This window comes from Pseudomonas sp. GW456-12-1-14-TSB6, from assembly GCF_059424205.1.
Window position 1 is genome coordinate 176,872 of the sequence record NZ_JBWKZE010000007.1, and the last position, 26,365, is coordinate 203,236.

26 protein-coding genes and 1 other RNA gene are annotated in these 26,365 nt (G+C 62.2%); 16 read left to right on the plus strand and 11 right to left on the minus strand.

Translation table 11 applies throughout. The features are described from left to right. The first annotated feature begins 66 nt into the window (after positions 1-66). The 3 genes from ubiD (at position 67) to AC07Y2_RS09005 (ending at position 3,367) form a co-directional block, all read left to right on the plus strand. Entirely contained in the window at positions 67-1,533 is a 1,467-nt protein-coding gene (ubiD, locus tag AC07Y2_RS08995) for a 4-hydroxy-3-polyprenylbenzoate decarboxylase (protein ID WP_064379935.1), read from the plus strand. Beyond that, positions 1,533-2,501: a CDP-6-deoxy-delta-3,4-glucoseen reductase gene (locus AC07Y2_RS09000; protein ID WP_103385893.1), complete on the plus strand. Its 969-nt coding sequence runs from the start codon at positions 1,533-1,535 to the stop codon at positions 2,499-2,501. Before ubiD ends, AC07Y2_RS09000 begins: the two co-directional genes overlap by 1 nt. A gap of 197 nt (positions 2,502-2,698) precedes the next feature. After that, on the plus strand, positions 2,699-3,367 hold the full coding sequence (locus AC07Y2_RS09005) for a gamma-glutamylcyclotransferase (protein ID WP_103385894.1): 669 nt from the start codon (positions 2,699-2,701) through the stop codon (positions 3,365-3,367). Here AC07Y2_RS09005 and glpT read toward each other — a convergent pair. Further along, entirely contained in the window at positions 3,343-4,692 is a 1,350-nt protein-coding gene (gene glpT, locus AC07Y2_RS09010) for a glycerol-3-phosphate transporter (protein WP_039765339.1), read from the minus strand. The genes AC07Y2_RS09005 and glpT overlap by 25 nt on opposite strands. 338 nt (positions 4,693-5,030) lie before the next feature. After that, positions 5,031-6,008, minus strand: coding sequence for an NADPH:quinone oxidoreductase family protein (locus AC07Y2_RS09015; RefSeq protein ID WP_039765341.1), 978 nt, complete (start codon positions 6,006-6,008; stop codon positions 5,031-5,033). A gap of 150 nt (positions 6,009-6,158) precedes the next feature. On the opposite strand from AC07Y2_RS09015, the gene AC07Y2_RS09020 reads away from it, so the two are divergent. After that, the gene (locus AC07Y2_RS09020) at positions 6,159-6,566 is read left to right on the plus strand and encodes a flagellar basal body-associated protein FliL (RefSeq protein ID WP_007951814.1); all 408 of its coding nucleotides are present in this window, start codon (positions 6,159-6,161) and stop codon (positions 6,564-6,566) included. Positions 6,567-6,722: 156 nt separating this feature from the next. Here AC07Y2_RS09020 and AC07Y2_RS09025 read toward each other — a convergent pair whose 3' ends face one another. Then, the gene (locus AC07Y2_RS09025; protein WP_103385895.1) at positions 6,723-7,175 is read right to left on the minus strand and encodes an EVE domain-containing protein; all 453 of its coding nucleotides are present in this window, start codon (positions 7,173-7,175) and stop codon (positions 6,723-6,725) included. A 197-nt stretch (positions 7,176-7,372) separates the two neighbouring features. Here AC07Y2_RS09025 and AC07Y2_RS09030 point away from each other — a divergent pair, with 197 nt between their 5' ends. Then, positions 7,373-7,528 (plus strand): hypothetical protein, encoded by a 156-nt coding sequence (locus AC07Y2_RS09030; RefSeq protein WP_007911192.1) that lies wholly within the window; start codon positions 7,373-7,375, stop codon positions 7,526-7,528. Positions 7,529-7,563: 35 nt separating this feature from the next. Here AC07Y2_RS09030 and AC07Y2_RS09035 read toward each other — a convergent pair whose 3' ends face one another. From AC07Y2_RS09035 to AC07Y2_RS09050, 4 genes are all read right to left on the minus strand, one after another. Beyond that, positions 7,564-8,169 (minus strand): 5-formyltetrahydrofolate cyclo-ligase, encoded by a 606-nt coding sequence (locus AC07Y2_RS09035; protein ID WP_039765344.1) that lies wholly within the window; start codon positions 8,167-8,169, stop codon positions 7,564-7,566. An 80-nt stretch (positions 8,170-8,249) separates the two neighbouring features. Continuing rightward, positions 8,250-8,428: non-coding RNA, 6S RNA (gene ssrS / locus AC07Y2_RS09040), on the minus strand. Positions 8,429-8,458: 30 nt separating this feature from the next. Further along, positions 8,459-8,776 (minus strand): cell division protein ZapA, encoded by a 318-nt coding sequence (locus tag AC07Y2_RS09045; RefSeq protein WP_039765346.1) that lies wholly within the window; start codon positions 8,774-8,776, stop codon positions 8,459-8,461. After that, on the minus strand, positions 8,773-8,982 hold the full coding sequence (locus AC07Y2_RS09050) for a TIGR02449 family protein (protein ID WP_007940359.1): 210 nt from the start codon (positions 8,980-8,982) through the stop codon (positions 8,773-8,775). The genes AC07Y2_RS09045 and AC07Y2_RS09050 overlap by 4 nt, the downstream gene beginning before the upstream one ends. A gap of 125 nt (positions 8,983-9,107) precedes the next feature. On the opposite strand from AC07Y2_RS09050, the gene AC07Y2_RS09055 reads away from it, so the two are divergent. From AC07Y2_RS09055 to gcvP, 10 genes are all read left to right on the plus strand, one after another. After that, positions 9,108-9,668 carry a YecA/YgfB family protein gene (locus AC07Y2_RS09055; RefSeq protein ID WP_103385896.1) on the plus strand — a complete coding sequence of 187 codons (561 nt, stop codon included), beginning with the start codon at positions 9,108-9,110 and terminating at the stop codon, positions 9,666-9,668. Between the two features lie 27 nt (positions 9,669-9,695). Beyond that, on the plus strand, positions 9,696-11,030 hold the full coding sequence (gene pepP, locus AC07Y2_RS09060; RefSeq protein ID WP_039765352.1) for a Xaa-Pro aminopeptidase: 1,335 nt from the start codon (positions 9,696-9,698) through the stop codon (positions 11,028-11,030). Next, a complete protein-coding gene (gene ubiH, locus AC07Y2_RS09065) occupies positions 11,027-12,214 on the plus strand; it encodes a 2-octaprenyl-6-methoxyphenyl hydroxylase (protein WP_011336470.1) in 1,188 nt (395 codons plus the stop codon). Before pepP ends, ubiH begins: the two co-directional genes overlap by 4 nt. Continuing rightward, the gene (locus tag AC07Y2_RS09070) at positions 12,207-12,692 is read left to right on the plus strand and encodes a DUF4442 domain-containing protein (RefSeq protein WP_103385897.1); all 486 of its coding nucleotides are present in this window, start codon (positions 12,207-12,209) and stop codon (positions 12,690-12,692) included. Before ubiH ends, AC07Y2_RS09070 begins: the two co-directional genes overlap by 8 nt. 9 nt (positions 12,693-12,701) lie before the next feature. Continuing rightward, positions 12,702-13,919 (plus strand): 2-octaprenyl-3-methyl-6-methoxy-1,4-benzoquinol hydroxylase, encoded by a 1,218-nt coding sequence (locus AC07Y2_RS09075; protein ID WP_178082846.1) that lies wholly within the window; start codon positions 12,702-12,704, stop codon positions 13,917-13,919. 107 nt (positions 13,920-14,026) lie between these two features. Continuing rightward, positions 14,027-15,031 carry an extracellular solute-binding protein gene (locus AC07Y2_RS09080; protein WP_007951802.1) on the plus strand — a complete coding sequence of 335 codons (1,005 nt, stop codon included), beginning with the start codon at positions 14,027-14,029 and terminating at the stop codon, positions 15,029-15,031. Between the two features lie 163 nt (positions 15,032-15,194). Continuing rightward, positions 15,195-16,811, plus strand: a complete 1,617-nt coding sequence (locus tag AC07Y2_RS09085) for an ABC transporter permease (protein ID WP_039765360.1) — start codon at positions 15,195-15,197, stop codon at positions 16,809-16,811. 157 nt (positions 16,812-16,968) lie between these two features. Next, entirely contained in the window at positions 16,969-18,051 is a 1,083-nt protein-coding gene (gene gcvT, locus AC07Y2_RS09090; RefSeq protein ID WP_103385898.1) for a glycine cleavage system aminomethyltransferase GcvT, read from the plus strand. Positions 18,052-18,100: 49 nt separating this feature from the next. Then, on the plus strand, positions 18,101-18,484 hold the full coding sequence (gene gcvH / locus AC07Y2_RS09095; RefSeq protein WP_103385899.1) for a glycine cleavage system protein GcvH: 384 nt from the start codon (positions 18,101-18,103) through the stop codon (positions 18,482-18,484). Between the two features lie 134 nt (positions 18,485-18,618). Continuing rightward, a complete protein-coding gene (gcvP, locus tag AC07Y2_RS09100) occupies positions 18,619-21,492 on the plus strand; it encodes an aminomethyl-transferring glycine dehydrogenase (protein WP_103385900.1) in 2,874 nt (957 codons plus the stop codon). Between the two features lie 52 nt (positions 21,493-21,544). On the opposite strand, the gene AC07Y2_RS09105 is transcribed toward gcvP, so the two are convergent. From AC07Y2_RS09105 to AC07Y2_RS09115, 3 genes are all read right to left on the minus strand, one after another. Continuing rightward, positions 21,545-21,862: a DUF2388 domain-containing protein gene (locus AC07Y2_RS09105; RefSeq protein ID WP_039765367.1), complete on the minus strand. Its 318-nt coding sequence runs from the start codon at positions 21,860-21,862 to the stop codon at positions 21,545-21,547. A gap of 69 nt (positions 21,863-21,931) precedes the next feature. Next, entirely contained in the window at positions 21,932-23,716 is a 1,785-nt protein-coding gene (gene tfpB / locus AC07Y2_RS09110) for a type IV pilus assembly ATPase TfpB (protein WP_103385901.1), read from the minus strand. A 90-nt stretch (positions 23,717-23,806) separates the two neighbouring features. Beyond that, entirely contained in the window at positions 23,807-24,145 is a 339-nt protein-coding gene (locus tag AC07Y2_RS09115) for an ACT-like domain-containing protein (RefSeq protein WP_074690075.1), read from the minus strand. Positions 24,146-24,271: 126 nt separating this feature from the next. Here AC07Y2_RS09115 and AC07Y2_RS09120 point away from each other — a divergent pair, with 126 nt between their 5' ends. Beyond that, entirely contained in the window at positions 24,272-24,742 is a 471-nt protein-coding gene (locus AC07Y2_RS09120) for an Lrp/AsnC family transcriptional regulator (protein ID WP_007951785.1), read from the plus strand. A gap of 163 nt (positions 24,743-24,905) precedes the next feature. On the opposite strand, the gene AC07Y2_RS09125 is transcribed toward AC07Y2_RS09120, so the two are convergent. Continuing rightward, positions 24,906-26,276, minus strand: a complete 1,371-nt coding sequence (locus AC07Y2_RS09125) for a CYTH domain-containing protein (protein WP_007951783.1) — start codon at positions 26,274-26,276, stop codon at positions 24,906-24,908. Positions 26,277-26,365 lie beyond the last annotated feature (89 nt).

Here is a 26,365-nt window from a genome sequence, read left to right on the forward strand (position 1 = left end):
GTGACGGGCTGCCAGCGACCGGCATAGCAGGTAGGATGTACGCCTATTTTGAGGGTGCCATCGTCAATGAAATTCAAGGATCTTCGGGATTTCGTGCAGCAGCTTGAGCAGCGCGGAGAGTTGAAACGCATCCAGATTCCCGTTTCGCCGGTGCTGGAAATGACCGAGGTGTGCGACCGCACGCTGCGGGCCAAGGGCCCGGCGCTGCTGTTCGAGAAGCCGACCGGTTACGACATCCCGGTGCTCGGCAACCTGTTCGGCACGCCCGAGCGGGTGGCCATGGGCATGGGCGCCGAGTCGGTCAGCGAGCTGCGCGAAATCGGCAAGCTGCTGGCGTTCCTCAAGGAACCGGAGCCGCCGAAGGGTTTGAAGGACGCGTGGTCGAAGCTGCCGATCTTCCGCAAGATCATTGCGATGGCGCCGAAAGTCATCAAGGACGCGCCGTGCCAGGAAGTGGTCATAGAAGGCGACGACGTCGATCTGGCGATGCTGCCGGTGCAGACCTGCTGGCCGGGCGACGTGGCGCCGCTGATCACTTGGGGCCTGACGGTCACCAAAGGTCCGAACAAGGATCGGCAGAACCTTGGCATCTACCGTCAGCAAGTGATCGGCCGCAACAAGGTCATCATGCGCTGGCTCAGCCACCGTGGCGGTGCGCTGGATTTCCGTGAGTGGTGCGAGAAGCACCCGGGCCAGCCGTTCCCGGTGTCCGTGGCCCTCGGTGCCGATCCGGCGACCATTCTCGGCGCCGTTACTCCGGTGCCGGACAGCCTCTCCGAATACGCCTTCGCCGGTCTGCTGCGCGACAGTCGCACGGAGCTGGTGAAGTGCCGTGGCAACGACCTGCAAGTGCCGGCCACTGCCGAAATCATCCTTGAAGGCGTGATCCATCCGGGCGAGATGGCCGACGAAGGCCCGTACGGTGACCACACCGGTTACTACAACGAAGTCGACAGCTTCCCGGTGTTCACCGTCGAGCGCATCACCCACCGGATCAAACCGATTTACCACAGCACCTACACCGGCCGTCCGCCGGATGAGCCGGCGATTCTCGGCGTGGCGCTGAACGAAGTGTTCGTGCCGATCCTGCAGAAGCAGTTTCCGGAGATCACCGACTTCTACCTGCCGCCGGAAGGCTGCTCGTACCGCATGGCCGTGGTGACGATGAAGAAGTCGTATCCGGGCCACGCCAAGCGCGTGATGCTGGGTGTCTGGTCGTTTTTGCGACAGTTCATGTACACCAAGTTCGTTATCGTCACCGACGACGACATCAACGCGCGTGACTGGAACGACGTGATCTGGGCCATCACCACGCGCATGGACCCCAAGCGCGACACGGTGATGATCGACAACACGCCGATCGACTACCTCGACTTTGCCTCGCCGGTGTCGGGACTCGGCTCGAAGATGGGCCTGGACGCCACCCACAAGTGGCCGGGCGAAACCACTCGCGAGTGGGGCCGCGTCATCGTCAAGGATGATGCCGTCACTCAACGGATCGATGCCATCTGGAATCAGTTAGGAATAGATTGATGCGTGTAACCCTGCAGCCCTCCGGAGCGGTGCTCGAGATACAGCCCGGAGAGCGGATTCTCGATGGTGCGCGGCGCCTGGGCTACGAATGCCCGCAAAGCTGTCGCAACGGCAATTGTCACGTGTGCGCGGCGCTGCTGGTGGAAGGCCGGGTCCAACAGGCCGGCAAGGTGCACGACCACGGTGAGTTCTACACTTGCATAGCGGAGCCGCTGGAAGACTGCATCGTGCTGTGGGATGGCGTGCTCGCGCTGGGAGAACTGCCGGTGCGTAGCGTGTCGTGTCAGGTCATCGAATGCCGGGACGTCGGTGGCGATACCTTTCGTGTGCGTCTGCGGGCGCCGGCCGGCAAACCGCCGCGCTACCACGCTGGCCAGTATTTGATGATCGAGCGCGAGAACGGTGAGAAGTCGGCGTTCTCCATGGCCTCGGCGCCCCACGGCGGTCGCGATCTGGAAATCCATGTGCTGGCGCGCGAATCCAGTGCGCTGAGCCTGATCGATCAGCTCAGGCGCAACCCGATGGTGCGGGTCGAACTGCCGTTCGGCGACACCCATCTGGCGGAACTGCCGGACGGGCCGCTGGTGCTGATCGCCGCCGGCACCGGCATGGGTCAGATCCACAGCCTGATCGAACATTGCCGGGCTTCGGGCTTCAAACATCCGGTGCACTTATATTGGGGCGTGCGTCGTCCGGAAGATTTCTACGAAATCGAACATTGGGACGAATGGCTGAAATTGCCCAATCTGTTCCTGCACAAAGTCGTCAGTGACCAGTGCGGCTGGGAGGGGCGCTGCGGGATGTTGCACGAAGCGGTGTGCGAGGATTTCCCTGATCTGAAACCGTTGCACGTCTATGCCAGCGGCTCGCCGGCCATGGTCTACGGCACGCTGGATGCGCTGGTGGAAGCGGGGATGGATGCCCATCAGATGCGTGCGGATGTGTTTGCTTACGCACCCCGCGCCTGAGTCCGTTATAACTCTTCATATAGCCGATCGGTATTTATGTAATTGCATAAATGCCGGTAGGTTATATATCAAACAGGCAATCAATTAAGAACTGTGCCATGGCACTCAAATTGCCTTAAAACATATGTGCCTTATTGTTACAGCGGTGCGTTCTATTAAGTAATTCTTCACCCGCGGGGAGCTGAACGCTATTCGCCATGAGCGCCATTGAAAACGCTTTTCTGAACCTGGCTTACCCTCCGCGGCTCGATCTTGGGCCGCAGCTGACGCACGAACAACTTCTCGCATCCATGCAATCGACCATGGCACGCCACAAGGGCGGGCCGGTTTGGCTGTTCGCCTACGGTTCGCTGATCTGGCGGCCGGAATGCACAGCCGTGGAGCGGGTGCGTGGGCGCGTGCATGGCTATCACCGTGGCTTGTACTTGTGGTCCCACGAGCATCGCGGCACGCCGGAAATGCCGGGTCTGGTCTTTGGTCTGGATCGTGGCGGCTCGTGCAGCGGCTTCGCCTACCGGTTGCCGGAAGACAATCTGGACAGCGCGCTGTATGCGTTGTGGAAACGCGAAATGCCGTTCCCGTCCTATCGGCCACACTGGCTCAACTGCCGACTCGAAGATGGCAGCCAGGTTCAGGCGTTGGGATTCGTATTGGAGCGACACCTGCCCAGCTATGCCGGCAACTTGCCGGATCATGTGCTGAGCCAGGTGTTCGAAAGCGCTTGCGGGCGGTACGGCACGACTCGCGATTATGTCGAGCAGACCGCTCTCGCCCTGCGCAGCCACGCCATGCCAGACCGGAATCTGGAGGCGCGGCTCAAGCGCTGTAAGTCAAAGGCTGATCAGGCGACTGCTTCGCGGCTCTGACTGGCGACTTGCTTGTGCCACAGGGTCGGGGCCAGGAAGGCCATCGACAGCAGGCAAGCGCCCACCAGCAGCACGAAACCGCCATCCCAGCCGAAGTGGTCCACGGTGTAGCCCATCGCTGCACTGGCCGCGACCGAACCACCCAGATACCCGAACAGACCGGTGAAGCCTGCGGCAGTGCCGGCGGCTTTCTTCGGCGCCAGTTCCAGCGCCTGCAGGCCGATCAGCATCACCGGGCCATAGATCAGGAAGCCGATGGAGAACAGAGCGATCATGTCGATGGTCGGGTGGCCGGCCGGGTTAAGCCAATACACCAGGGTCGCGACGGTCACCAATGCCATGAACACCATACCGGTCAGGCCACGGTTGCCACGGAAGATCTTGTCCGACATCCAGCCGCACAGCAGCGTGCCCGGAATCCCCGCCCACTCGTAGAAGAAATAGGCCCACGAGGTTTTATCCACGGTGAAACCCTTGGCTTCTTTCAGGTAGGTCGGCGCCCAGTCCAGCACGCCGTAGCGCAGCAGGTAGACGAAGACGTTGGCCATGGCGATGTACCAGAGCATTTTGTTGCGCAGCACGTATTTGACGAAGATTTCCTTGGCGCTGAATTCGTCTTCGTGGCTGGCGTCGTAGCCTTCCGGGTAGTCGTTCTTGTACTTCTCGATCGGCGGCAGGCCGACCGATTGCGGGGTGTCACGCATGGTCACGAAAGCGAACACCGCTACTGCCAGAGCCACGGCGGCCGGGACGTAGAACGCTGCGTGCCAGTCGTTGAACAGGCCCATGCCGATCAGGAACAGCGGGCCGATCAGACCGCCACCGACGTTATGCGCCACGTTCCACACCGACACCACGCCGCCACGTTCCTTCTGCGACCACCAGTGCACCATCGTGCGTCCGCTCGGCGGCCAGCCCATGCCCTGGGCCCAACCGTTGATGAACAGCAGGATGAACATCATGGTCACGCTGGAGGTTGCCCAAGGCGCGAAACCGAAAATGAACATGACCCCGGCCGATACCAGCAGGCCGAACGGCAGGAAGTAACGCGGGTTGGAGCGGTCGGACACCAGGCCCATGAGGAACTTGGACAGACCGTACGCGATGGCGATTGCCGACATCGCCAGACCCAGATCGCCACGGCTGTAGCCTTCGTCGATCAGGTACGGCATGGCCAGCGAGAAGTTCTTGCGCAGCAGGTAGTAACCCGCATAGCCAAAGAAGATGCCGGCGAAGATCTGCCAACGCAGGCGTCGGTAGGTGCTGTCGATTTTTTCTTCAGGCAATGGAGCCTGATGTGCGGCAGGACGAAAGAAAGCAAACATTCAAGAGCTCCAGATTTCTTGTTTTGACTGCGGATGCGAATGTTACAGTTTCGTTACCGAAAATAGCACCGCTTCCCATCGGCAAAACAGTGGAAATGTTGGATGTCGCACGTTCCTTTATGAACATGTCGCTCAGATATAAGTGCAGGGCGTTGTGGGAATGGTTACCTCCGCAGCTTCCTGCCGGGTTTCAGGATTTTGCAGGACGCAGGTTTGAGAAATGTCCTGCGAGCAATGCAGAAGGTGCTTTCTGTTTGAGGCTGCCGGCACATTTGCAGCCTGGAATGTTCTGAGGGGCGATCCGGAAGTGGGCATCAATTCCGGGTCGCCCGAGCAGGTCAGCGCACTTGCACCACAACCTTGCCTACAGCCTTGCGCTGCCCGAGATCATTGATCGCCTGCGCGGCATTGCCCAGCGGATAGACCTGCGACACCAGCGGCTTCAGCTTGCCCTCGGCAAACCAGCCGAACAATTGCTGGAAATTCGCCGCGTTGTCCTGCGGCTGGCGCTGGGCGAAGGAGCCCCAGAACACGCCGAGTACCGCAGCGCCTTTGAGCAGGGCGAGGTTGACCGGCAGTTCGGGAATGCGGCCGCTGGCGAAACCGACCACCAGCAGGCGGCCGTTCCAGGCGATGGCGCGGACAGCCTGATCGAAAAGGTCGCCGCCGACCGGGTCGTAGATCACGTCGGCGCCCTGGCCGTCGGTCAGGCGCTTGATCTCGTCCTTGAGGCTGGTTTCGCTGTAGTTGATCAGTTCGTCTGCCCCGGCAGCCTTGGCCACCGCGAGTTTTTCCGCGCTGCTGGCGGCGGCGATCACCCGCGCGCCCATGGCTTTGCCGATTTCCACGGCGGCCAGGCCAACGCCGCCGGAGGCGCCGAGTACCAGCAGGGTTTCGCCTGGTTGCAGATTGCCGCGCTGCTTGAGGGCGTGCATCGACGTGCCGTAGGTCATGCTGAAGGCGGCGGCGGTGTTGAAATCCATCGATGGCGGGATCGGCAGCACGTTGTAGCCCGGCACTGCGACCTGCTCGGCGAAGCTGCCCCAGCCGGTCAGTGCCATGACCCGGTCACCGACTTTCAGGTGACTGACCTTTTCCCCCACCGCGCTGACCACGCCGGAGGCTTCGCCACCCGGCGAGAACGGGAAGGGCGGCTTGAACTGGTACTTGCCCTCGATGATCAGCGTGTCCGGGAAGTTGACCCCGGCGGCGTGCACGTCCAGCAGGATTTCGTTCTTCTTGGCGACAGGACTGGCGACGTCTTCCAGCACCAGCGATTCGGCAGGGCCGAAGGCTTTGCACAGCACGGCTTTCATCAGGGCTATTCCTTTGGGAGTGATGGCCGATAAGTGTAGGTGTGGCAGTCAACGGGTCAACGAGCATGCCCGGCCCTGATAGTCCGCCATAAGCTTGTGCTTGCGCGGCGGGTCGTTATGCTAGGCCGCAAACCGGATAAGGAGCGAATTGTGAAAGCGTGGATCATGTTGTTGCTGGCCCTGTCTCTGCCTGTGGCAGCGCTGGCCGAAGAAGCCAAAGAGGGCGAGGCGCCGAAGGTCAACTACATCACCCTGAGCCCGCCGTTCGTGGGCAACTACGGGCTGGATGGCACCCCGAAACTCAAGGTCTACAAGGCCGACGTGGCACTGCGAGTGACCGGTGAAGAGGCGACCAAACTGGTCAAGGCCAATGAACCGCTGATCCGCAATCAGCTGGTGGCGCTGTTCACTCAGCAGACCACCGATGCGATGGGCAGCATCGAGGGCAAGGAAAAACTGCGTCAGGAAGCCTTGAAACAGACCCAGCAAGTGATGAACGACGAGACCGGCAAGCCGGTGGTTGAAGACCTGTTATTCAACAACCTGATCATTCAGTAAGGCATTCGTTGTCCGGGCGGTTCCCATCGCTGGCAAGTCGAATCGTCGCACCGCAGCTCCCATAGGTATTTCTGGTGGTCACAAATTATGTGTTCACTAAAAATCCCTGTGGGAGCTGGCTTGCCCGCGAAGGCATTTTGTCAGGCGAAGGATGACTCAGGGTTTCAACGCGATAACCGCCGCCCACTGCTCGGCAGTCACCGGCATCACCGACAGCCGCGAACCTTTTTGCACCAGCGGCATCTCGGCCAGCGCGGTCTGCTGCTTCAGATAATCCAGCTTCAAGACCCGGTTGAATGTCTCTACGTGGGCGACATCGATCGCGCTCCAGGCGTTTTTCTCCGGCGTGGCTTTCGGATCGAAGTAATGGCTTTCCGGTTCCAGTGCGGTGGGATCCGGGTACGCGGCTTCGATTATTTTGCCGATTCCGGCAATCCCCGGCTCCGGGCAGCTGGAATGGTAGAAAAAGAATTCATCCCCGACCGCCATGGCCCGCAGGAAATTGCGCGCTTGATAGTTGCGAACCCCGTCCCAGCGCGCTTTGCCGAGCTTTTCCAGGCCCTTGATCGAGAGCTCGTCGGGCTCGGATTTCATCAGCCAGTAGGCCATGGTGTGTGCTCCTCAAGCGGTCATTGGGCAGGTTGTCCGGCAATTTTATGACAAACCGACGGTCGGTTGACGTCAGCATTTGCGCGACGGTTCACGTTGTCGCAAAATGCCGGCCTTTAAAGCTTGACGCTGCTGCACGGCCTACGAATGGAAACCGCTGCTGTCATCGTGATGATGTGCCTTGAGGGGGGCAATCGATGAAACGCAAACCGGATTTGCTGTGGACTTTGGTAATTTTGTTCGGTCTGGGCGTCGTGACCACCGGTTATGCGCAAAGTCTGTGGGCCAACAAGGCCGATGCACCGATTGAAGTGGCGCAACAAGTACAACAGTCGACAGCCTTCAAGCGCTGAAACTGCCTTTTCGACGCCGTTGATCCGCGCGGCGTCTATCCTGCGAAATACCACGCCTTGTCCGTCACCGTTCCCTGCAACGGTACATCCCAGCTCGCCTGCGCCAGCCGTTCGACTTTCTGACATTCATGGGCCAGTCCCAATAGCGTCGGCTTGCGCCAGTTCTGGCGTCGGGCCAGATAGGCCAGGCTGCGATCGTAAAATCCGCCGCCCATGCCCAGGCGTCCGCCGACATCGTCGAATCCCACCAAGGGCAACAACACCAGATCCAGTGCCCAGACCTTGCGCTGACGGGCCAGATTGGCGCGCGGCTCAAGAATGCGGAAACGGTTGGGTTTGAGCTTTTCGCCGGGGCGGATCTGCTGAAAGACCATTTTGGTCCGTGGCCAGGCACTGAGCACCGGCAGGTAGGTTTTCTTGCCGCGACGCTGGGCAGCGCTGAGCAACAGGCGCGGGTCGATTTCACCGTCGGTGGGCAGGTACAGGGAAATGTGTTTCGCCCGGCGAAAGTGCGGGTTTTGTGCCAGTTGTTTATACAGGCCTTCGGCGGCCTGGCGTTGTTCGCTTCGCGTCAGCGAGCGGCGGGCCTTACGCAGCAGGCGGCGCAGTTGGGGGCGGGGCAGCAACGCGGGTTCGGTCATGGTTCGGCTTCGGCAGGGTGGGACGAAAACGTACGCATAAAAAATCCGATGCCGGCATGCACCGGCATCGGATTCGAATCAGGCTCCCCGGATGAGCCGCTGTCGACTTAGCCCTTGAACCCGAGAGTTCAAGGTGGAGGATGCAGTAGGCTTTAAGGCTTTCCGTCTGGCGGACATGCACACCAGCCCAACGTGCAACCCCCAGGGTAGTGCAAATCGGCTCAGGGACATCGTCAACTGGCAAGCACCCCAGGGAGTGCGGCGAGTATAACTCAAGCGGCCTGGCGAATCAGCCCTTGGTGACGTCCGGATCGGTCGCCAGCACCAGATCGACACGATCGAGCAAGTCACGCACCTGTTCACGGGTCGAACCGCTGGCCTGGATGTCCGGACGCTCTTCTTTGTGCAAGAGGTCGTGGGTGATGTTCAGCGCGGCCATCACGGCGATGCGGTCGGCGCCGATGACTTTGCCGCTGCTGCGGATCTCGCGCATCTTGCCGTCCAGGTAGCGGGCGGCGCTGATCAGATTGCTGCGCTCTTCCTGGGGGCAGATGATCGAATACTCTTTGTCGAGGATCTGCACGGTAACGCTATTGCTTGAACTCATGAGTCTTGCTCCAGGGCCTTGAGGCGCGAAATCATCGATTCGACCTTACGCCGGGCGATTTCGTTTTTTTCAATGAGGTGCGCGCGTTCCTCGCGCCAGGTCTTTTCCTGAGCAAGTAAGAGTGCATTTTGACTCTTTAGTTGCTCGACTCGGGTAATCAGCAGTTCGAGTCTGGCCATCAGCGCTTGCAGGTCGGTGTCTTCCATTGTGTCCACTGATTCGGTCTGATGGGTTTGGCTGGCGGACAGCCTTTAATGGTCTTGGCGAGTCTGTCGATGTAGGATACAAGGCCTTCATTCTAGACATAGCGCCGTCTGGCGCCTAGCTGCCCATGCCCATTCAGAATTCCCCGTACCAAGGCTTTGCCACCCTGCTGAACTTCAGCGGTCACTCCGTTTCGCCTGCCGAACTGCACGGCCTGTTGCTGGGCCGCAGTTGCGCTGGCGCCGGCTTCAATGCCGAAGAGTGGCTGATCGATGCCGCCGAACTGCTCGAAAGCGAGCCGCAGGACAACGTCCGCAACGCGCTGATTGGTCTGCAGGAAATGGTCAAGAGCGAACTCACCGGCGATGACGTCACCGTGGTTCTGCTGTTGCCGAACGATGACACGCCTCTGGCCGAGCGTGCCGCCGCGCTGGGCGAATGGTGCCAGGGCTTCCTCACCGGGTTCGGCCTGAACTGCCGCGACAGCAGCATGCTGAGCACCGAGGCCACGGAAGTGTTGCAGGATCTTGCAGCGATCTCCCAGGTGCAAGACGCACTGGAAGAATCCGAAGACGGCGAAAGCGACTATATGGAAGTCATGGAGTACCTGCGTGTCGCTCCGCTGCTGCTGTTCTCCGAAACCAAAAAGGCCGACGTGCCGCCAGCGGCCAAGCCGTCGCTGCACTGATCGCGTGCCAGGGAAAGCCATCTGCCCATGATCCATATCCCGAAAGCGGAATACGCCCGGCGCCGCAAGGCGCTGATGGCGCAGATGGAACCCAACAGTATCGCGATCCTGCCGGCCGCCGCGGTCGCCATCCGCAACCGCGACGTCGAGCACGTCTATCGCCAGGACAGCGACTTCCAGTACCTCAGCGGTTTCCCCGAGCCACAGGCGGTCATCGTCCTGATGCCCGGTCGCGAACACGGCGAGTACGTGCTGTTCTGCCGTGAACGCAACGCCGAACGCGAACTCTGGGACGGCCTGCGCGCCGGCCAGGAAGGCGCGATCCGCGATTTCGGCGCCGATGACGCTTTCCCCATCACCGACATCGACGACATCCTGCCGGGCCTGATCGAAGGCCGCGACCGGGTGTATTCGGCCATGGGCAGCAACCCGGAATTCGACCGCCACCTGATGGACTGGATCAACGTGATCCGCTCCAAGGCGCACCTCGGCGCCCAGCCGCCGAACGAATTCGTTGCCCTGGATCACCTGCTGCACGACATGCGCCTGTATAAATCGGCGGCAGAAGTGAAGGTGATGCGCGAGGCCGCGCGGATTTCCGCCCAGGCCCACATCCGGGCGATGCAGGCCAGCCGGGCCGGGCTGTATGAGTACAGCCTCGAAGCCGAACTGGATTACGAGTTCCGCAAGGGCGGGGCGAAGATGCCGGCCTACGGTTCGATCGTCGCTGCCGGGCGCAACAGCTGCATCCTGCATTACCAGCAGAATGACGCGCTGCTCAAGGACGGCGATCTGGTGCTGATCGACGCCGGTTGCGAGATCGACTGCTACGCCAGCGACATCACCCGCACCTGGCCGGTCAACGGCAAGTTTTCCGCCGAGCAGAAAGCGATCTACGAACTGGTGCTGGCTTCGCAGGAAGCGGCATTCGCCGAAATCGCTCCGAACAAACACTGGAACCAGGCGCACGAAGCCACGGTTCGGGTCATCACCACCGGGCTGGTGAAGCTGGGGTTGTTGCAGGGCGAAGTCGACGAGTTGATCGCCTCCGAGGCCTACAAGGCGTTTTACATGCACCGCGCCGGTCACTGGCTCGGGATGGATGTGCATGACGTTGGCGAATACAAGGTCGGCGGCGAATGGCGGGTGCTGGAAGTCGGCATGGCGCTGACGGTGGAGCCGGGCATCTACATCGCCCCGGACAATCAGAACGTAGCGAAGAAATGGCGCGGCATTGGCGTGCGCATCGAGGATGACGTGGTAGTGACCAAGAGCGGTTGTGAAATCCTGACCGGCGGCGTGCCGAAAACCGTCGCCGAGATCGAAGCCCTGATGGCGCAAGCACGGACCTGCGCGGCATGAGTCGGGTCAATCTGGCAATCATCGGTGGTGGTCTGGTCGGCGCCAGTCTGGCGTTGGCCTTGCAGGCCGGGGCCAAGGCCCGTGGCTGGAAGATCGTGCTGATCGAACCGTTCGCCCCCGGTGACACCTGGCAGCCGAGCTACGACGCGCGTTCCTCGGCGCTGTCTTTCGGTTCGCGGCAGATTTATCAGCGGCTGGGCGTGTGGCAGGAAATCTCCCGCCGCGCCGAGCCGATCAAACAGATTCACGTGTCCGACCGTGGTCGGTTCTCCACTGCTCGCCTGTCGGCGATGGAAGAGGGCGTTCCGGCGCTCGGCTATGTCGTTGAAAACGCCTGGCTCGGCCAGTGCCTGTGGCAGCACCTCGACAAAGACGTGATCAGTTGGCGCTGCCCGGCGGAAGTTTCCCGCATGGAGCCGCTGCCCGACGGCTATCGGCTGACCCTCAACGATGAAACCACGGTCGAATGCGATCTGGCGGTGCTCGCCGATGGCGGCCGTTCCGGTCTGCGCGAGCAACTGGGCATCAACGTGCGCAAGCGCCCGTACAACCAGAGCGCGCTGATCGCCAACATCACCCCGAGCGAAGCGCACAACGGCATGGCGTTCGAGCGCTTCACCGACGAAGGCCCGATGGCGCTGCTGCCGCTGCCGGAAAACCGCTGCGCGCTGGTCTGGACCCGTCTGGGCATGGACGCGCAACGTCTGGCCGACCTGAGCGAGCGTGATTTCCTCAGCGAGCTGCAAGGTGTGTTCGGCTACCGTCTCGGCACTCTGAAACAGGTTGGCGCGCGGCATCTGTATCCGCTGTCGCTGGTGGAGGCGGAAGAGCAGGTGCGTTCGCATCTGGCCGTTCTCGGCAACGCCGCCCACAGCCTGCACCCAATTGCCGGGCAGGGTTTCAACCTGTCCCTGCGCGATGCCGATGCGTTGGCCGCCGCGCTGCTGGCCAGCGACAAACCGCTGGGGGATTTCGCCACGTTGCAGGCCTATCGCGAGCGTCAGCGCCTCGATCAGGACCTCACCGTCGGTTTCTCCGATCAGGTCACGCGCCTGTTCGGCAGTACCCAGCCGCTGGTATCGCTGGGGCGCAACATCGGTCTGCTCGGCCTTGATCTGCTGCCGCCGGCCAAACGCTGGTTCGCCCGTCAGGCCATGGGACTGGGGACGCGGCCGGATGCGTGAGTGGCTGATCAGACGGTTTGGCAAGGCGCGGCTGATGCGCTGGATCATGACGCTCTACCCGCCGTACTTCGGCGCCGGTGTCCGGGTGCAGCACATCAGCGATGACTTTCGTGACATCCGGGTCTCGATGGGCCTGGGCTGGTACAACCGCAATTACGTTGGCACCCAGTTCGGCGGCAGTCTGTATTCGATGGTCGACCCGTTCTTCATGTTGATGCTCATGGAGAATCTCGGCTCGAAGTACATTGTCTGGGACAAGGCTGCCGACATTGATTTCATATCGCCGGGCAAAGGCCCGGTGTTCGCCCGGTTCAACATCGACGACACCCTGCTCGACGAGATCCGTCGGCAGACCGCCAGTGGCGAGAAATACCTGCCGCAGTTGCAGGTCGACATTCATGACGGCGCCGGCAACCTGGTGGCGCGGGTCGGTAAAACCCTTTACGTGCGGCTCAAGCCGCCAGCGAGACAGGCTTAAAGCATGGAAATGCGCGCGGATGTGCTGATTGTCGGAGCCGGAATGGTCGGCAGTGCCCTGGCGCTGGCGTTGCAGGGCAGCGGGCTGGAAGTCCTGTTGCTCGACGGCAGCCCGCTGAGCGTCAAACCCTTCGACGGCGATGCGCCGTTCGAGCCGCGGGTGAGCGCGCTGTCGGCAGCCAGCCAGCGGATCCTCGATCGCCTCGGCGTATGGGACGGCATCGTCAACCGACGCAGCAGCCCGTACACCGACATGCACGTCTGGGACGGCAGCGGCACCGGCCAGATTCACTTCTCGGCCAGCAGCGTGCACGCCGAGGTGCTCGGCCACATTGTCGAAAACCGCGTGGTCCAGGATGCCTTGCTCGACCGTCTGCACGATTGCGACCTGGGCCTGCTGGCCAACGCGCGGCTGGAGCAGATGCGCCGTTCCGGTGACGACTGGCTGCTGACCCTGGCCGATGGCCGCACCTTGCGCGCGCCGCTGGTGATCGCGGCGGACGGCGCCAACTCCGCGGTGCGCCGTCTGACCGGCGTCGCCACCCGCGAATGGGATTACTTGCACCACGCCATCGTCACCAGCGTGCGCAGCAGCAAGCCGCACCGCATGACCGCGTGGCAGCGTTTCACCGATCACGGGCCGCTGGCGTTTCTGCCGCTGGAGCGTGACGGGCAGCAGGACTGGTGCTCGATCGTCTGGTCGACCACACCGAGCGAAGCCGAACGGCTGATGGCGCTGGATGAGGCGGATTTCTGCCGCGAGCTGGAGCGCGCGTTCGAAGGTTGCCTCGGCGAGGTCATCAGCGCCGACCCGCGCCTGTGTGTGCCGCTGCGTCAGCGTCACGCCAAGCGCTACGTGGCCGAAGGCCTGGCGCTGATCGGCGATGCCGCACACACCATTCACCCGTTGGCGGGGCAGGGCGTGAATCTCGGCTTCCTTGACGCCGCGGTGCTGGCCGAAGTCTTGTTGCAGGCCAACGAACGCGGCGAACGCCTGGCGGACGTGAAAGTCCTGAGCCGCTACGAACGCCGGCGCATGCCGCACAATCTGGCACTGATGGCGGCGATGGAAGGCTTCGAGCGGCTGTTCCAGGCCGATCCGCTGCCGCTGCGCTGGCTGCGCAACACCGGACTGAAAATCGTCGAGCAGATGCCTGAGGCCAAGGCGTTGTTCGTGCGCGAAGCATTGGGGCTGACCGGGGACTTGCCGGCCTTGGCCAAGGCCTGACAAATGTTGTGCAACATCTGGTAACTCCTTGGGAAAGTGTTCGATTGAGCTGGTAAATGTGAGTCCTTATCATTTGGGCCACTTTTCCCGACCGAGAGACCGCTCCCATGTTGGCATCCAAGCGTGTTCTGACCGCACTGGCCCTGACCCTGATCGGCAGCACTGCCGCCCAGGCCGCCGACGAGGTGGTGGTCTACTCCTCGCGTATCGATGAGCTGATCAAGCCGGTGTTCGATGCCTACACCGCCAAGACCGGGGTGAAGATCAAGTTCATCACCGACAAGGAAGCGCCGCTGATGCAGCGGATCAAGGCCGAAGGCGAGAACGCCACCGCCGACCTGCTGCTGACCGTCGATGCCGGCAACCTCTGGCAGGCCGAGCAGATGGGCATTCTCCAGCCGTTCACCTCGAAAACCATCGACACCAACATTCCCCTGCAATATCGCTCGTCCAGCCACGCCTGGACCGGCCTGAGCCTGCGCGCACGGACCATCGCCTACTCCACCGAACGGGTGAAACCGGGCGAACTGACCACCTACGAAGCACTGGCCGACAAGAACTGGGAAGGTCGCCTGTGCCTGCGCACGGCGAAGAAGGTCTACAACCAGTCGCTGACCGCCACCATGATCGAAGTCCACGGTGCCGAAAAGACCGAGAAGATCCTCAAGGGCTGGGTCAACAACCTGTCCACCGACGTGTTCTCCGACGACGTCGCGGTGCTGGAAGCGATCAACGCCGGCCAGTGCGACGTCGGCATCGTCAACACCTACTACTACGGTCGCCTGCACAAGCAGAAGCCGGAACTGCCGGTGAAACTGTTCTGGCCGAACCAGGCGGATCGTGGTGTGCACGTCAACCTGTCGGGCATCGGCCTGACCAAACATGCGCCGCACCCGGAAGCGGCCAAGGCTTTGGTCGAGTGGATGACCACGCCTGAGGCGCAGAAGATCTTTGCCGACGTGAACCAGGAGTTCCCGGCCAATCCAGCGGTGAAGCCTTCGGAAGAAGTGGCGGCGTGGGGACAGTTCGTGGCTGATACGCTGCCGGTTGAAGTGGCGGGCAAGCGTCAGGCTGAAGCGATCCGGATGATGGATCGGGCGGGTTGGAACTGAGTCATTCCTGACAGCACTGTTTGATCGTTCCCACGTCGAACCGTCTGCGTGGGAATGCAGCCCTCGGCGCTCTGCGTCGCATCATCGACAGCGTGACGCGGAGCGTCACAGAATGTGTGCCCACGCAGAGCGTGGGCACAATCATTTGAACGAGACTGTTTCCTTGGCCCACCCCGCCCAACGCCGCTGGTACCCCATCGTCTTCGCCATCGCCGCGTTGGTGCTGCTCCCCCTCAGCGTGCTCCTGCTCTCATGGCAAACCATCGATCACCAGATCTGGTCGCACCTCTGGGAAACCCAGATGCCACGCCTGCTGGGCAACACCCTGACACTGGTCTTCGGCGTAGGCATCGGCGTAACCCTGCTGGGCGTAAGCCTCGCCTGGCTCACCAGCCTTTGCGAATTCCCCGGCCGCCGCTGGCTCGACTGGGCGCTGATGCTGCCGTTCGCCATCCCGGCCTACGTGCTGGCATTCGTCTTCGTCGGACTGCTGGACTTCGCAGGCCCCGTGCAAACCCTGCTGCGCGAATGGTTCGGCAGCGGCCTGCGCCTGCCGCGAGTGCGCTCCACCGGTGGCGTGATTCTGGTGCTGGTGCTGGTGTTTTATCCCTACGTTTATCTATTGGCGCGCACCGCGTTCCTGGCGCAGGGCAAGGGCCTGATGGAAGCGGCGCGAGTGCTCGGTCAGTCACCGTGGCAAGCGTTCTGGCGCGTGGCATTGCCGATGGCGCGGCCGGCCATCGGTGCTGGTGTGGCGCTGGCGCTGATGGAAACGCTGGCGGATTTCGGCGCGGTGTCGGTGTTCAACTTCGACACCTTCACCACCGCGATCTACAAGACCTGGTACGGCTTTTTCAGTCTGCCCAGCGCTGCGCAACTGGCCAGCCTGTTGCTGCTGGTGGTGATGTTGGTGCTGTACGGTGAACGTCGCGCGCGCGGCGCCAATCGGGCGAGTAACGAGCGGCCACGGGTCAAGGCGCTGTATCACCTGCGCGGGCCCAAGGCCTGGGCGGCGACCGGCTGGTGCGGTCTGGTGTTCGCCTGTGCATTTGTCATTCCGGTGCTGCAACTGGTGGTCTGGTTCTGGCAGCGCGGGCGCTTCGACCTGGATGAGCGCTACGCCGGGCTGATTCTCCATACGCTGTATCTGGGCGGCATGGCCGCGTTGATCACAGTCAGCGTGGCGATGTTGTTGGCCTTCGCCCGGCGTCTGGCGCCGACCCGGACGATCAACTCCGCAGTCGGTCTGGCCAATCTCGGTTATGCCTTGCCGGGCTCGGTGCTGGCGGTGTCGATCATGCTCGCGTTCAGCTATCTGGACCGGGAGCTGGTGATTCCGCTGTCCGGCTGGCTTGGCGGGGCGGGCAAGCCGTTGCTGCTGGGCAGTCTGGCGGCGTTGCTGCTGGCGTATCTGGTGCGGTTCGTGGCCGTGGCCTATGGGCCGCTGGAAAGCAGTCTGGCGCGTATACGGCCTTCTTTGCCTGAAGCGGCACGTAGCCTGGGTGTCAGTGGGCCGCGACTGTTTTTCAAAGTGTATCTGCCGTTGCTGCTGCCCGGCACGCTCAGCGCCGCGCTGCTGGTGTTCGTCGACGTGCTCAAGGAAATGCCCGCCACCCTGCTGATGCGCCCGTTTGGCTGGGACACACTGGCGGTGCGGATCTTCGAAATGACCAGCGAAGGCGAATGGGCAAGGGCGTCGTTGCCGGCGCTGACCCTGGTATTGGTCGGTCTGTTGCCGGTCATCGGTTTGATCCGACGCTCGGCGCACAGAAACACTTAGTCGTCAGTCCTGAATCATGCGGCTACAATGCGCGGCATTCGGTGCGGTCCGTCTGACAGACCCTGTCGCTGAAATCGGCTGAAGGCCCTTTTTTACAGGGTTTTCCGAACCGTGCAGCAGCGCTCCGCACCTTCGCCACGCCCGGAAGGAGAAACCCATGGGACAGCGTACGCCTCTGTATGACCTGCATCTCGCCCTCGGCGCGAAGATGGTCGATTTTGGCGGTTGGGACATGCCCCTGCATTACGGCTCGCAGGTCGAGGAGCACCACGAGGTGCGTCGCGATTGCGGGGTGTTCGATGTTTCCCACATGACCGTGATCGATGTCACCGGCCCCCAGGCCAAGGCCTGGCTTCAGCATTTGCTGGCCAATGACGTCGAACGCCTGCACAGCCCCGGCCGTGCGTTGTACAGCACCATGCTCAACGAGCGCGGCGGCATCGTCGACGACATGATCGTTTACCGCCTCGAAGACGGTTATCGTCTGGTGGTCAACGCCTCCACTCGCGATCAGGATCTGGCCTGGATGCAGGCACAGTTGGGCAGCTTCGATGTTCAGATGACCGAACGCTCCGAGCTGGCGATGCTCGCCATTCAAGGGCCCCATGCCCGGCACAGGATTGCCGAACTGGTGAGCCAGTCCCGCGCCAACCTGATCCAGATGCTCAAGCCTTTCGAGGGCCACGTCGACGGCGACTGGTTCATTGCGCGCACCGGCTACACCGGTGAGGACGGTTTGGAAATTGCCCTGCCGGCCGATCAGGCCCCCGGATTTTTTAACGATCTGGTGGGCGCCGGTATTTCCCCCATTGGCCTCGGCGCTCGCGACACGCTGCGGGTCGAAGCCGGCATGAACCTTTACGGTCAGGACATCCACCAGGACGTTTCGCCACTGGCCTCGAACATGGCCTGGAGCATCGCCTGGGAGCCGGCCACGCGTCGGTTCATCGGTCGCGATGCGCTGGAAGCGGAAAAAACCGCCGGCGTGGAGCACAAACTGGTCGGTCTGGTGCTTGAGGAACGCGGGGTTTTGCGGGCTCATCAGGTGGTTCGTATCGCTGATGTTGGCGAAGGGGAGATCACCAGTGGTAGTTTCTCTCCTACGCTTAGCAAGTCGATTGCCCTGGCGCGTGTACCGATGGCGACTGCCGACCGCGCCGAAGTGGAAATCCGTGGCAAGTGGTATCCGGTACGCGTGGTCAAACCGACCTTCGTACGCCATGGTAAAACCCTGATCTAAACCTTTTCCGGCGGGCACGACCGCTGACAATTTCTTGAGGACACCGAGCATGAGCAACATCCCAGCTGAACTGCGTTTTGCCGAAAGTCATGAATGGGCGCGCCTGGAAGCCGACGGCACCGTCACTGTGGGCATCAGCGATCACGCCCAGGAAGCGTTGGGTGATGTGGTGTTTGTCGAGCTGGCAGAAGTGGGCAAGGTGTTCGCCGCCGGTGATACCGCCGGTGTCGTCGAGTCGGTCAAGGCCGCTTCCGACATCTACTCCCCGGTCGGTGGCGAAGTGATTGCCGTCAACGAAGACCTGGCCGGTTCGCCGGAAGAACTGAACAACGATCCGTACGCCGCGTGGATCTTCAAGCTCAAGCCAAGCGACAAGGCCGAGCTGGACAAGCTGCTTGACGCTGCCGGCTACAAGGCTGCCATCGGCGAATAAGCTGCACGCCAGCCCCCAAAGCCCCGACCCGTCGGGGCTTTTTTCTGCCCGGGACTTTTGCCGTCGGGGTGGCTGCTATGCTGGTTTGACCGTGTTGCATTGACGCCGAGCCGCCAGCCAAGAGAGAGCCCGTCATGTCCCAGTTGCCATCCCTGAGCCAGTTACGCGATCCCCATGCCTTTCTGCGCCGCCACCTCGGCCCCGATGCCGCCGAGCAGCAGGCGATGCTCGACAGCCTCGGCCTCGGCAGCCGGGTCGAACTGATCGAACAGACCGTGCCGCCGGGCATTCGCCTCAACCGCGAGCTGGACCTGCCGCCGGCGCTGGACGAGCAGGCAGCGCTGGCCAAACTGCGCGGTTATGCCGAGCAGAACCAGGTCTGGACCAGCCTGATCGGCATGGGCTACCACGGCACCCTGACGCCGACCGTCATCCTGCGCAACGTGCTGGAAAATCCCGGCTGGTACACCGCCTACACGCCTTACCAGCCGGAAATCGCTCAGGGTCGGCTCGAAGCGTTGCTCAACTTTCAGCAATTGACCATTGACCTCACCGGCCTTGAACTGGCCAACGCTTCGCTGCTCGATGAAGCCACCGCCGCCGCGGAAGCCATGGCCCTGGCCAAGCGCGTGGCGAAGTCGAAAAGCAATCTGTTCTTCGTCGACGAAAACTGTCATCCACAAACCATTTCCGTGGTGCAGACCCGCGCCGAAGGCTTCGGCTTCGAGTTGATCGTCGACGCTGTGGATAACTTGAAGCAGCACCAGGTATTCGGCGCGCTGCTGCAATACCCCGACACCCACGGCGAGATCCGTGACCTGCGACCCTTGATCGATCACCTGCACGCGCAGCAGGCGCTGGCCTGCGTGGCGACCGACCTGTTGAGTCTGTTGCTGCTGACCCCGCCGGGCGAACTGGGTGCCGATGTGGTGTTCGGCTCATCCCAGCGCTTCGGGGTGCCGATGGGTTACGGCGGCCCGCACGCGGCGTTTTTCGCCAGTCGCGAGGAATACAAACGAGCGATTCCCGGGCGGATCATCGGCGTGTCGAAAGATGCCCGTGGCAACGTCGCGCTGCGCATGGCCCTGCAAACCCGCGAGCAGCATATTCGTCGGGAGAAGGCCAATTCGAACATCTGCACCGCCCAGGTCTTGCTGGCCAACATCGCCAGTTTCTATGCGGTCTATCACGGCCCGGAAGGACTGAAACGAATCGCCCAGCGCGTGCACCGATTGACCTGCATTCTCGCCGCCGGGCTTGAGCGCCATGGCATCCAGCGCCTCAACCAACACTTCTTCGACACCCTCACGCTGGACGTGGGCGGGGCGCAAACCGCGATCATCGAAAGCGCTCGGGCCGCGCAGATCAACCTGCGCATCCTCGGTCGTGGTCGACTGGGTCTGAGCCTTGACGAGACCTGTGATGAAAGCACCGTGGCCAGACTGTTCGATGTACTGCTGGGCGCCGATCACGGGTTGAACGTCGCTGATCTCGACGCTGAAACGCTGGCCTCCGGCATTCCCGACACGCTGCAACGCAGCACGCCTTACCTGCGCCACCCGGTGTTCAATGCCCACCACAGCGAAACCGAGATGCTGCGCTACCTCAAGCAACTGGAGAACAAGGATCTGGCGCTCAACCAGTCGATGATTCCGCTGGGCTCCTGCACCATGAAACTCAACGCCACCAGCGAGATGATCCCGATCACCTGGCCGCAATTCGCCAACCTGCACCCGTTCGTGCCCCGGGAGCAGGCCGTTGGTTACACGCTGATGATCGAAGAGCTGGAGCGCTGGCTGTGCGCTATCACCGGGTTCGATGCGATCTGCATGCAGCCCAACTCCGGCGCCCAGGGCGAGTACGCCGGGTTGCTGGCGATCCGCAAATATCACGAGAGCCGCCAGCAGGGTGGGCGCGACATCTGCCTGATTCCTTCTTCGGCCCACGGCACCAACCCGGCCTCGGCGCAGATGGCCGGGATGCGCGTGGTGATTGTCGAGTGTGACGACGCCGGCAACGTCGATCTGGAGGACTTGAAAGCCAAGGCGTCCGAGGCCGGGGCCAAGCTGTCGTGCCTGATGGCGACCTACCCGTCGACTCATGGTGTGTACGAGGAAGGCATCAGCGAAATCTGCGAAGTTATCCACCAGCACGGCGGCCAGGTGTACATGGACGGCGCCAACCTCAATGCCCAGGTCGGGTTGGCGCGGCCGGCGGACATTGGCGCCGACGTGTCACACATGAACCTGCACAAGACCTTCTGCATACCCCACGGCGGAGGCGGGCCGGGCATGGGGCCGATTGGTGTGCGTGCGCATCTGGCGCCGTTCGTTGCCAACCATCCGGTGGTGCCGATCGACGGGCCGCAACCGCAGAACGGAGCGGTCAGTGCCGCGCCGTGGGGCAGTGCGAGCATTCTGCCGATCAGCTGGATGTACATCGCGATGATGGGGCCGCAACTGGCGGATGCCAGCGAGGTGGCGATCCTCGCGGCCAATTATCTGGCGCAGCATCTATCCGGTGCTTTCCCCGTTCTGTACACCGGCCGCAACGAGCGGGTCGCCCACGAATGCATTCTGGATCTGCGGCCACTCAAGGCTGCCACCGGCATCAGCGAGGAAGACGTCGCCAAGCGCCTGATGGATTACGGCTTCCACGCGCCGACCATGTCATTCCCGGTGCCAGGCACCTTGATGGTCGAGCCGACCGAGAGCGAGTCCAAGGCCGAACTGGATCGCTTCATCGGCGCGATGCTGAGCATCCGCGCAGAAATCACCGAGGTGCAGAACGGCAACTGGCCGGCCGAGGACAACCCGCTCAAACGGGCGCCGCATACCCTGGCCGATATCACCGGCGTGTGGGAGCGGCCGTACAGCATCGAGCAGGGCATCACGCCGGATGCACACACCAAGGCGCACAAGTATTGGCCGGCAGTGAACCGGGTGGATAACGTCTACGGCGACCGCAACCTGTTCTGCGCTTGCGTGCCGGTGGACGATTACCGCTGATCAGCGGGCAAAAAAATGCCGCTCATGTCGAGCGGCATTTTTTTTGAGCCTCTTATTCCGACGCCACGGCATTCTTCGCCAGGATCGCGTTCGCCAGTTCCATATCGGTGGCCTGCAGGCCCGGGTTGTCGGCGCGGACTTTCTGCATCGCCGCTTCCAGGTACGGGCCACGGATACCGCCGTCGCTGGCGACGAAGCTGCCGGCATCGTCCTGGGCGGCAACGATCAGTTTGTGATCCTTGAAGGTCAGGTAGGTCGAGCCGGTGGTGGCACCGGACGAAATGACGTTACGCCAAAAGCTGTCGGCCATCGCTGAACCAACAGGGAGGGACAGCAAGGCGAGGGTGGCGACAGCAAGTTTGAAACGCATGTTGGGTGACTCCACTGGTGTTGAATAACGGGTTGGATCGCGACTTCCACGATCCGGTTCCGTGAGAGGCTATTTCTGCTCACTTTGTGGTGTCACGCGCAATACTTCTTCAAGAGTTGTCAGCCCCGCCGCGACTTTCTGCGCGCCGGACAATCGCAGGCTGCGCATGCCTTCCTTGAACGCCTGCCGACGGATCGCAGTGAGATCGGTGTCGGGGCTGATCAAGGCCTTGAGGCTGTCGGTCAGTTGCATGATTTCGTAGACCCCGGCGCGCCCGTGATAACCGGTGTCGCGGCACTCCAGGCAACCGATCGCCCGTTGCGCATTGCCCGGCAGCGGCGCCTGCCACGGCCGGGTCAGGGTTTGCCAGTCTTCTTCGTCCAGGGTCAGCGGCGCCTTGCAGTGCGGACACAGTGTGCGCACCAGGCGTTGCGCCATCACGCCAAGCACGGTGGCCTTGATCAGGTAATGCGGCACGCCGAGTTCCAACAGACGGCTGATGGCGCTCGGCGCATCGTTGGTGTGCAGGGTCGAGAGTACCAGGTGCCCGGTCAGCGCCGCCTGGATCGCCATTTCGGCGGTTTCCAGGTCGCGGATCTCGCCGATCATGATGATGTCCGGGTCTTGTCGCATCAGCGCGCGCACACCGGCGGCGAAGGACAGGTCGATGTTGTGCTGGACCTGCATCTGGTTGAAGGCCGGCTCGACCATCTCGATCGGGTCTTCGATGGTGCAGAGGTTGACCTCCGGGGTCGCCAGTTTTTTCAGCGTGGTGTACAGCGTGGTGGTCTTGCCGGAACCGGTCGGGCCGGTGACCAGGATGATGCCGTTGGGCTGGCGGGTCATGTCCTGCCAGCGGCGCAGGTCGTCGGCGGAAAAGCCAAGTTGATCGAAATCCTTGAGCAGCACCTCCGGGTCGAAGATTCGCATGACCATTTTTTCGCCGAACGCGGTGGGCAGGGTCGACAGCCGCAACTCGACTTCACCGCCGTCCGGAGTCTTGGTCTTGACCCGGCCGTCCTGGGGTTTGCGTTTCTCGGCGACGTTCATCCGGCCAAGGCTTTTCAGGCGGCTGACGATGGCCATCGTCACCTGCGGCGGAAATTGATAGACGTTGTGCAGCACGCCGTCGATGCGAAAACGCACCGTGCCTTGTTCGCGCCGGGGTTCGATGTGGATATCGCTGGCCCGTTGCTGGAAGGCGTACTGGAACAGCCAGTCGACGATGTTGACGATGTGCGCATCGTTGGCGTCCGGCTCCTGATCGCTGGCGCCGAGGTTGAGCAGTTGCTCGAAGTTGCCGAGGTTGCCGCCCTGCGCATCGGCATTGCTGGCGCCGCTGACCGATTTGGCGAGGCGGAAGAACTCGACGCTGAAACGCTGAATGTCCGCCGGGTTGGCCACCACTCGCTTGATCGGCAATTTGAGGACGTGAGTCAGATCCGCCTCCCAGCCGCTGACATAGGGCTGGGCGCTGGCCACGGTCACCGCGTCGCGGTCGACCGACACCGCGAGGATCTTGTGGCGCTGCGCAAAGGCATAGGACATCAGCGGCGTGATGGCGGCGACGTTGATCTTCAGCGGATCGATTCGCAGGTACGGCTGGCCGGCCTGCTGCGCCAGCCACAGGGTCAGGCTTTCCAGGTCGAGGTGTTTGCCCGGACGGCTGAGGTCGTCCAGTTGCTGGCTGGCGATGAATTCCAGCGGGTGCTTCTGGCCGTGGGCGGCATGCCGGCGCCGGGCATTCAGCGCCTGCTCGGCCGAGTCCTGGCTGATGAAACCCTGGGCGACCAGTTCACGCAGTACCTCATTGAGATCCAGCCAGCGGTCCTGAGTGGCGAGTTGAACGGACATGCGGGCTCCTTTTGAACGACAGTGCGCAAAGGATAGTCGTGGCCCCGCCGACCGTTGGGCCACTACCCGACGAAGACGTTTCGGTTCTTGTCAGCCGGCCGCCTGCGCCGGTGCATCCCACGCCGCGTCGGGATTTTGCAGGTTCACCGAGCAGACGCTGATCAGGTTACGAAGTTTTTCCGCGATCACCTGGGCGCGGTGCCAGCTCAGGCCACCCATGACGATGTCGATCGACAGCAAGTCGTCCAGCCGCTGGACATTGAGCTGTTCCGGGGTGAGGCACTGCAAGGCGAACAGGTTCAGCACCCGCACCAGCAAATCCGGCTCGGCCTCGGCCAGGATCTGGTACTGCGCAAGGCAATGGGCGTTGCTGGCGTTCCACACATCGGCACGGGGCGCAGGGGTGTTGACGGCTTCGAGGTGTGGCATGACAGGTCTCCGGAATCAGTGGAGGAATTTTTACATTCGATGCCGGGCATTTCTTATCTAAGATGAGCCGATTACGCTATTGATCGGGTAGATCAATTCGGGTTTGGCTGAATTTGAGGATTATTTATGCACAGCGAGCTGGACAGCTACGACCGGCGCATTCTCGCCCTGCTGCAAGAGGACGCTTCCTTGTCCAGCGCACAGATCGCCGAACAGGTGGGCCTGTCGCAATCGCCGTGCTGGCGGCGGATTCAGCGGATGAAGGAGGAGGGGATCATTCGCGGCCAGGTGACCTTGCTCGATCGCAAGAAAATCGGCCTGAACACGCAGATTTTCGCCGAGATCAAACTCAACGCCCACGGCCGTTCGAACTTCACTGAGTTCACCGAGGCGATTCGCGGCTTTCCCGAAGTGCTGGAGTGTTACGTGCTGATGGGGGCGGTGGATTTTCTGTTGCGGATTGTCGCGGCGGACATCGAGGCGTATGAGCGGTTCTTTTTCGAGAAGCTGTCACTGGTGCCGGGGATTCAGGAAGTGAACTCGATCGTGGCGTTGTCGGAGATCAAGTCGACGACGAGTTTGCCGGTACTGCGTTGATTGCGCGGTGATGATCGTTCCCACGCTCCCGCGTGGGAATGCCTCAATGGACGCTCTGCGTCCGCTTTGGGACGCGGAGCGTCCCGGGCTGCATTCCCACGCAGACGGTTCGACGCCTCGACGTGGGAACGATCACACAGCTGGCTTGCCAGCGATGGCGGTGTTACATGCGCAGCAGCATTTTCCAGGCACGGTTCTGGTAAACCGCAATCGCCTGATGCTTGCGTGCATCGAGCAGTTCGTCGGTGATGGTCGGTTCGTTGGCCAGTTGCGCCAGTTTGTTCAGCTCGCCGTACAGACGATCCATTTCCGGGATTTCCAGCACGTTGCGCGCGTGGTGCAGCCAGACCTGGATGCGTTCGATGCGCGGCAATTGCTCGGCCAGATCTTCCGGCTGCTGCTGATAACGCTGCAGTTGCAGCGAAGTGGCTTCTTCGCCCAGCAGGCGCGGCAGCCAGCTTTGCAACTGCGCGGCACCCTGACGATTGCCACGGGTGTTGCGGTCAGCCGTCCAGGTACGGGCCAGCAACCAGCGCGAAGCGTTCAGCGAGAACAGGCCCCAGCGCGGGTCTTCCAGTTCTTCGAGGAACTGCTCCGGCGCGGCCTTGCGCACGTCTTCGTCTTCGATGCCGACCTGCACCAGCGGACGCCAGTCTTCCAGCAGGGCATCGAGGGCAACGCGCAAGTCGTGGGTCGACGGACGCGGTGCGGCCTGGCCGAGGCTGCTCAGCAGGGCGCGCATTTCCGCGAGGTTCTCGACCCAGTCCTGCAGCAGGCGCCAGTGGCCGTTGAAGCGATACTGTTCGGCCAGACGCTGGCTGCTGCCGAGCAAGTGCCAGGCCAGGGCGGCGAAGGCGTCGTCCAGCGGGGTTTCAGCGGTAATGGCCGGCGCCGGCAGGCTCAGCGAGTAGCTGTTGGCGTCGTACAGGCGATAGCCGCGCTCGGCCTTGCTGATGTCGCACGGCATCAGGGCCAGGGTTTCGGCCAGTTCGGCGGCCAGTTCCAGCAGCGCGGCAGGCTCGCCTTCGCGCAGCTCCAGTTCCAGCTCGCAGATTTCTTCTTTCTGTTTGCCGACTACCACGTGGCCCAGGTCCAGCGCGGCTTCGATGACCACTTTGGTCTTGCCACGGCCCCAGGCGATTTCGGCACGCTCGCGGACGAAATCGGTGGTGAAGATCGGCTTCAGGGTTTTCTTGTCCAGCTCGGCGAGGGACTCGGGCCAGCACTCGCCGTCGAGTTTTTTCACGTCGAGCTTGGCTTTGGGCAGGTTCCAGTCGTACTCGTTACGCTCGGACAGGCCGGCGACGCTCTGGCCACGGGTCTTGAGGGTCTGAATCACCTCTTCGCCGTCCTTGCGCAGGCGCAGGGCAACCTTGGCCCGGGCCAGGTCACGCTCAGGCGTGTCGAAGTACTGATTCATCAACTCACGGCGTTCCCAGCCACTTTTGTTGCGTTTTTTCAGGAGAGGGTGCTCGCGCAGGGCGGCGAGGGTTTCGCGGCTGACGCGGAGTTTGATTTCGGTTTCTTTCTGCATGGCCGGAAAATCCAGGATCGGGAGCGCAGCCGGGGGAATGTGTGGCTGCCAAGGCCGTGCAGTGTACAGGACTGAACCTTCCTACGCTT

Excerpts from the sequence above, each read along its gene's own strand:
- ubiD (WP_064379935.1), top strand. The coding sequence starts at position 67 with ATGAAATTCAAGGATCTTCGGGATTTCGTGCAGCAGCTTGAGCAGCGC.
- AC07Y2_RS09000 (WP_103385893.1), top strand. The coding sequence starts at position 1,533 with ATGCGTGTAACCCTGCAGCCCTCCGGAGCGGTGCTCGAGATACAGCCC.
- AC07Y2_RS09005 (WP_103385894.1), top strand. The coding sequence starts at position 2,699 with ATGAGCGCCATTGAAAACGCTTTTCTGAACCTGGCTTACCCTCCGCGG.
- glpT (WP_039765339.1), bottom strand. The coding sequence starts at position 4,692 with ATGTTTGCTTTCTTTCGTCCTGCCGCACATCAGGCTCCATTGCCTGAA.
- AC07Y2_RS09015 (WP_039765341.1), bottom strand. The coding sequence starts at position 6,008 with ATGAAAGCCGTGCTGTGCAAAGCCTTCGGCCCTGCCGAATCGCTGGTG.
- AC07Y2_RS09025 (WP_103385895.1), bottom strand. The coding sequence starts at position 7,175 with ATGGCCTACTGGCTGATGAAATCCGAGCCCGACGAGCTCTCGATCAAG.
- AC07Y2_RS09030 (WP_007911192.1), top strand. The coding sequence starts at position 7,373 with ATGAAACGCAAACCGGATTTGCTGTGGACTTTGGTAATTTTGTTCGGT.
- AC07Y2_RS09035 (WP_039765344.1), bottom strand. The coding sequence starts at position 8,169 with ATGACCGAACCCGCGTTGCTGCCCCGCCCCCAACTGCGCCGCCTGCTG.
- AC07Y2_RS09045 (WP_039765346.1), bottom strand. The coding sequence starts at position 8,776 with ATGAGTTCAAGCAATAGCGTTACCGTGCAGATCCTCGACAAAGAGTAT.
- AC07Y2_RS09050 (WP_007940359.1), bottom strand. The coding sequence starts at position 8,982 with ATGGAAGACACCGACCTGCAAGCGCTGATGGCCAGACTCGAACTGCTG.
- AC07Y2_RS09055 (WP_103385896.1), top strand. The coding sequence starts at position 9,108 with ATGCCCATTCAGAATTCCCCGTACCAAGGCTTTGCCACCCTGCTGAAC.
- pepP (WP_039765352.1), top strand. The coding sequence starts at position 9,696 with ATGATCCATATCCCGAAAGCGGAATACGCCCGGCGCCGCAAGGCGCTG.
- ubiH (WP_011336470.1), top strand. The coding sequence starts at position 11,027 with ATGAGTCGGGTCAATCTGGCAATCATCGGTGGTGGTCTGGTCGGCGCC.
- AC07Y2_RS09070 (WP_103385897.1), top strand. The coding sequence starts at position 12,207 with ATGCGTGAGTGGCTGATCAGACGGTTTGGCAAGGCGCGGCTGATGCGC.
- AC07Y2_RS09075 (WP_178082846.1), top strand. The coding sequence starts at position 12,702 with ATGCGCGCGGATGTGCTGATTGTCGGAGCCGGAATGGTCGGCAGTGCC.
- AC07Y2_RS09080 (WP_007951802.1), top strand. The coding sequence starts at position 14,027 with ATGTTGGCATCCAAGCGTGTTCTGACCGCACTGGCCCTGACCCTGATC.
- gcvT (WP_103385898.1), top strand. The coding sequence starts at position 16,969 with ATGGGACAGCGTACGCCTCTGTATGACCTGCATCTCGCCCTCGGCGCG.
- gcvH (WP_103385899.1), top strand. The coding sequence starts at position 18,101 with ATGAGCAACATCCCAGCTGAACTGCGTTTTGCCGAAAGTCATGAATGG.
- gcvP (WP_103385900.1), top strand. The coding sequence starts at position 18,619 with ATGTCCCAGTTGCCATCCCTGAGCCAGTTACGCGATCCCCATGCCTTT.
- AC07Y2_RS09105 (WP_039765367.1), bottom strand. The coding sequence starts at position 21,862 with ATGCGTTTCAAACTTGCTGTCGCCACCCTCGCCTTGCTGTCCCTCCCT.
- tfpB (WP_103385901.1), bottom strand. The coding sequence starts at position 23,716 with ATGTCCGTTCAACTCGCCACTCAGGACCGCTGGCTGGATCTCAATGAG.
- AC07Y2_RS09115 (WP_074690075.1), bottom strand. The coding sequence starts at position 24,145 with ATGCCACACCTCGAAGCCGTCAACACCCCTGCGCCCCGTGCCGATGTG.
- AC07Y2_RS09120 (WP_007951785.1), top strand. The coding sequence starts at position 24,272 with ATGCACAGCGAGCTGGACAGCTACGACCGGCGCATTCTCGCCCTGCTG.
- AC07Y2_RS09125 (WP_007951783.1), bottom strand. The coding sequence starts at position 26,276 with ATGCAGAAAGAAACCGAAATCAAACTCCGCGTCAGCCGCGAAACCCTC.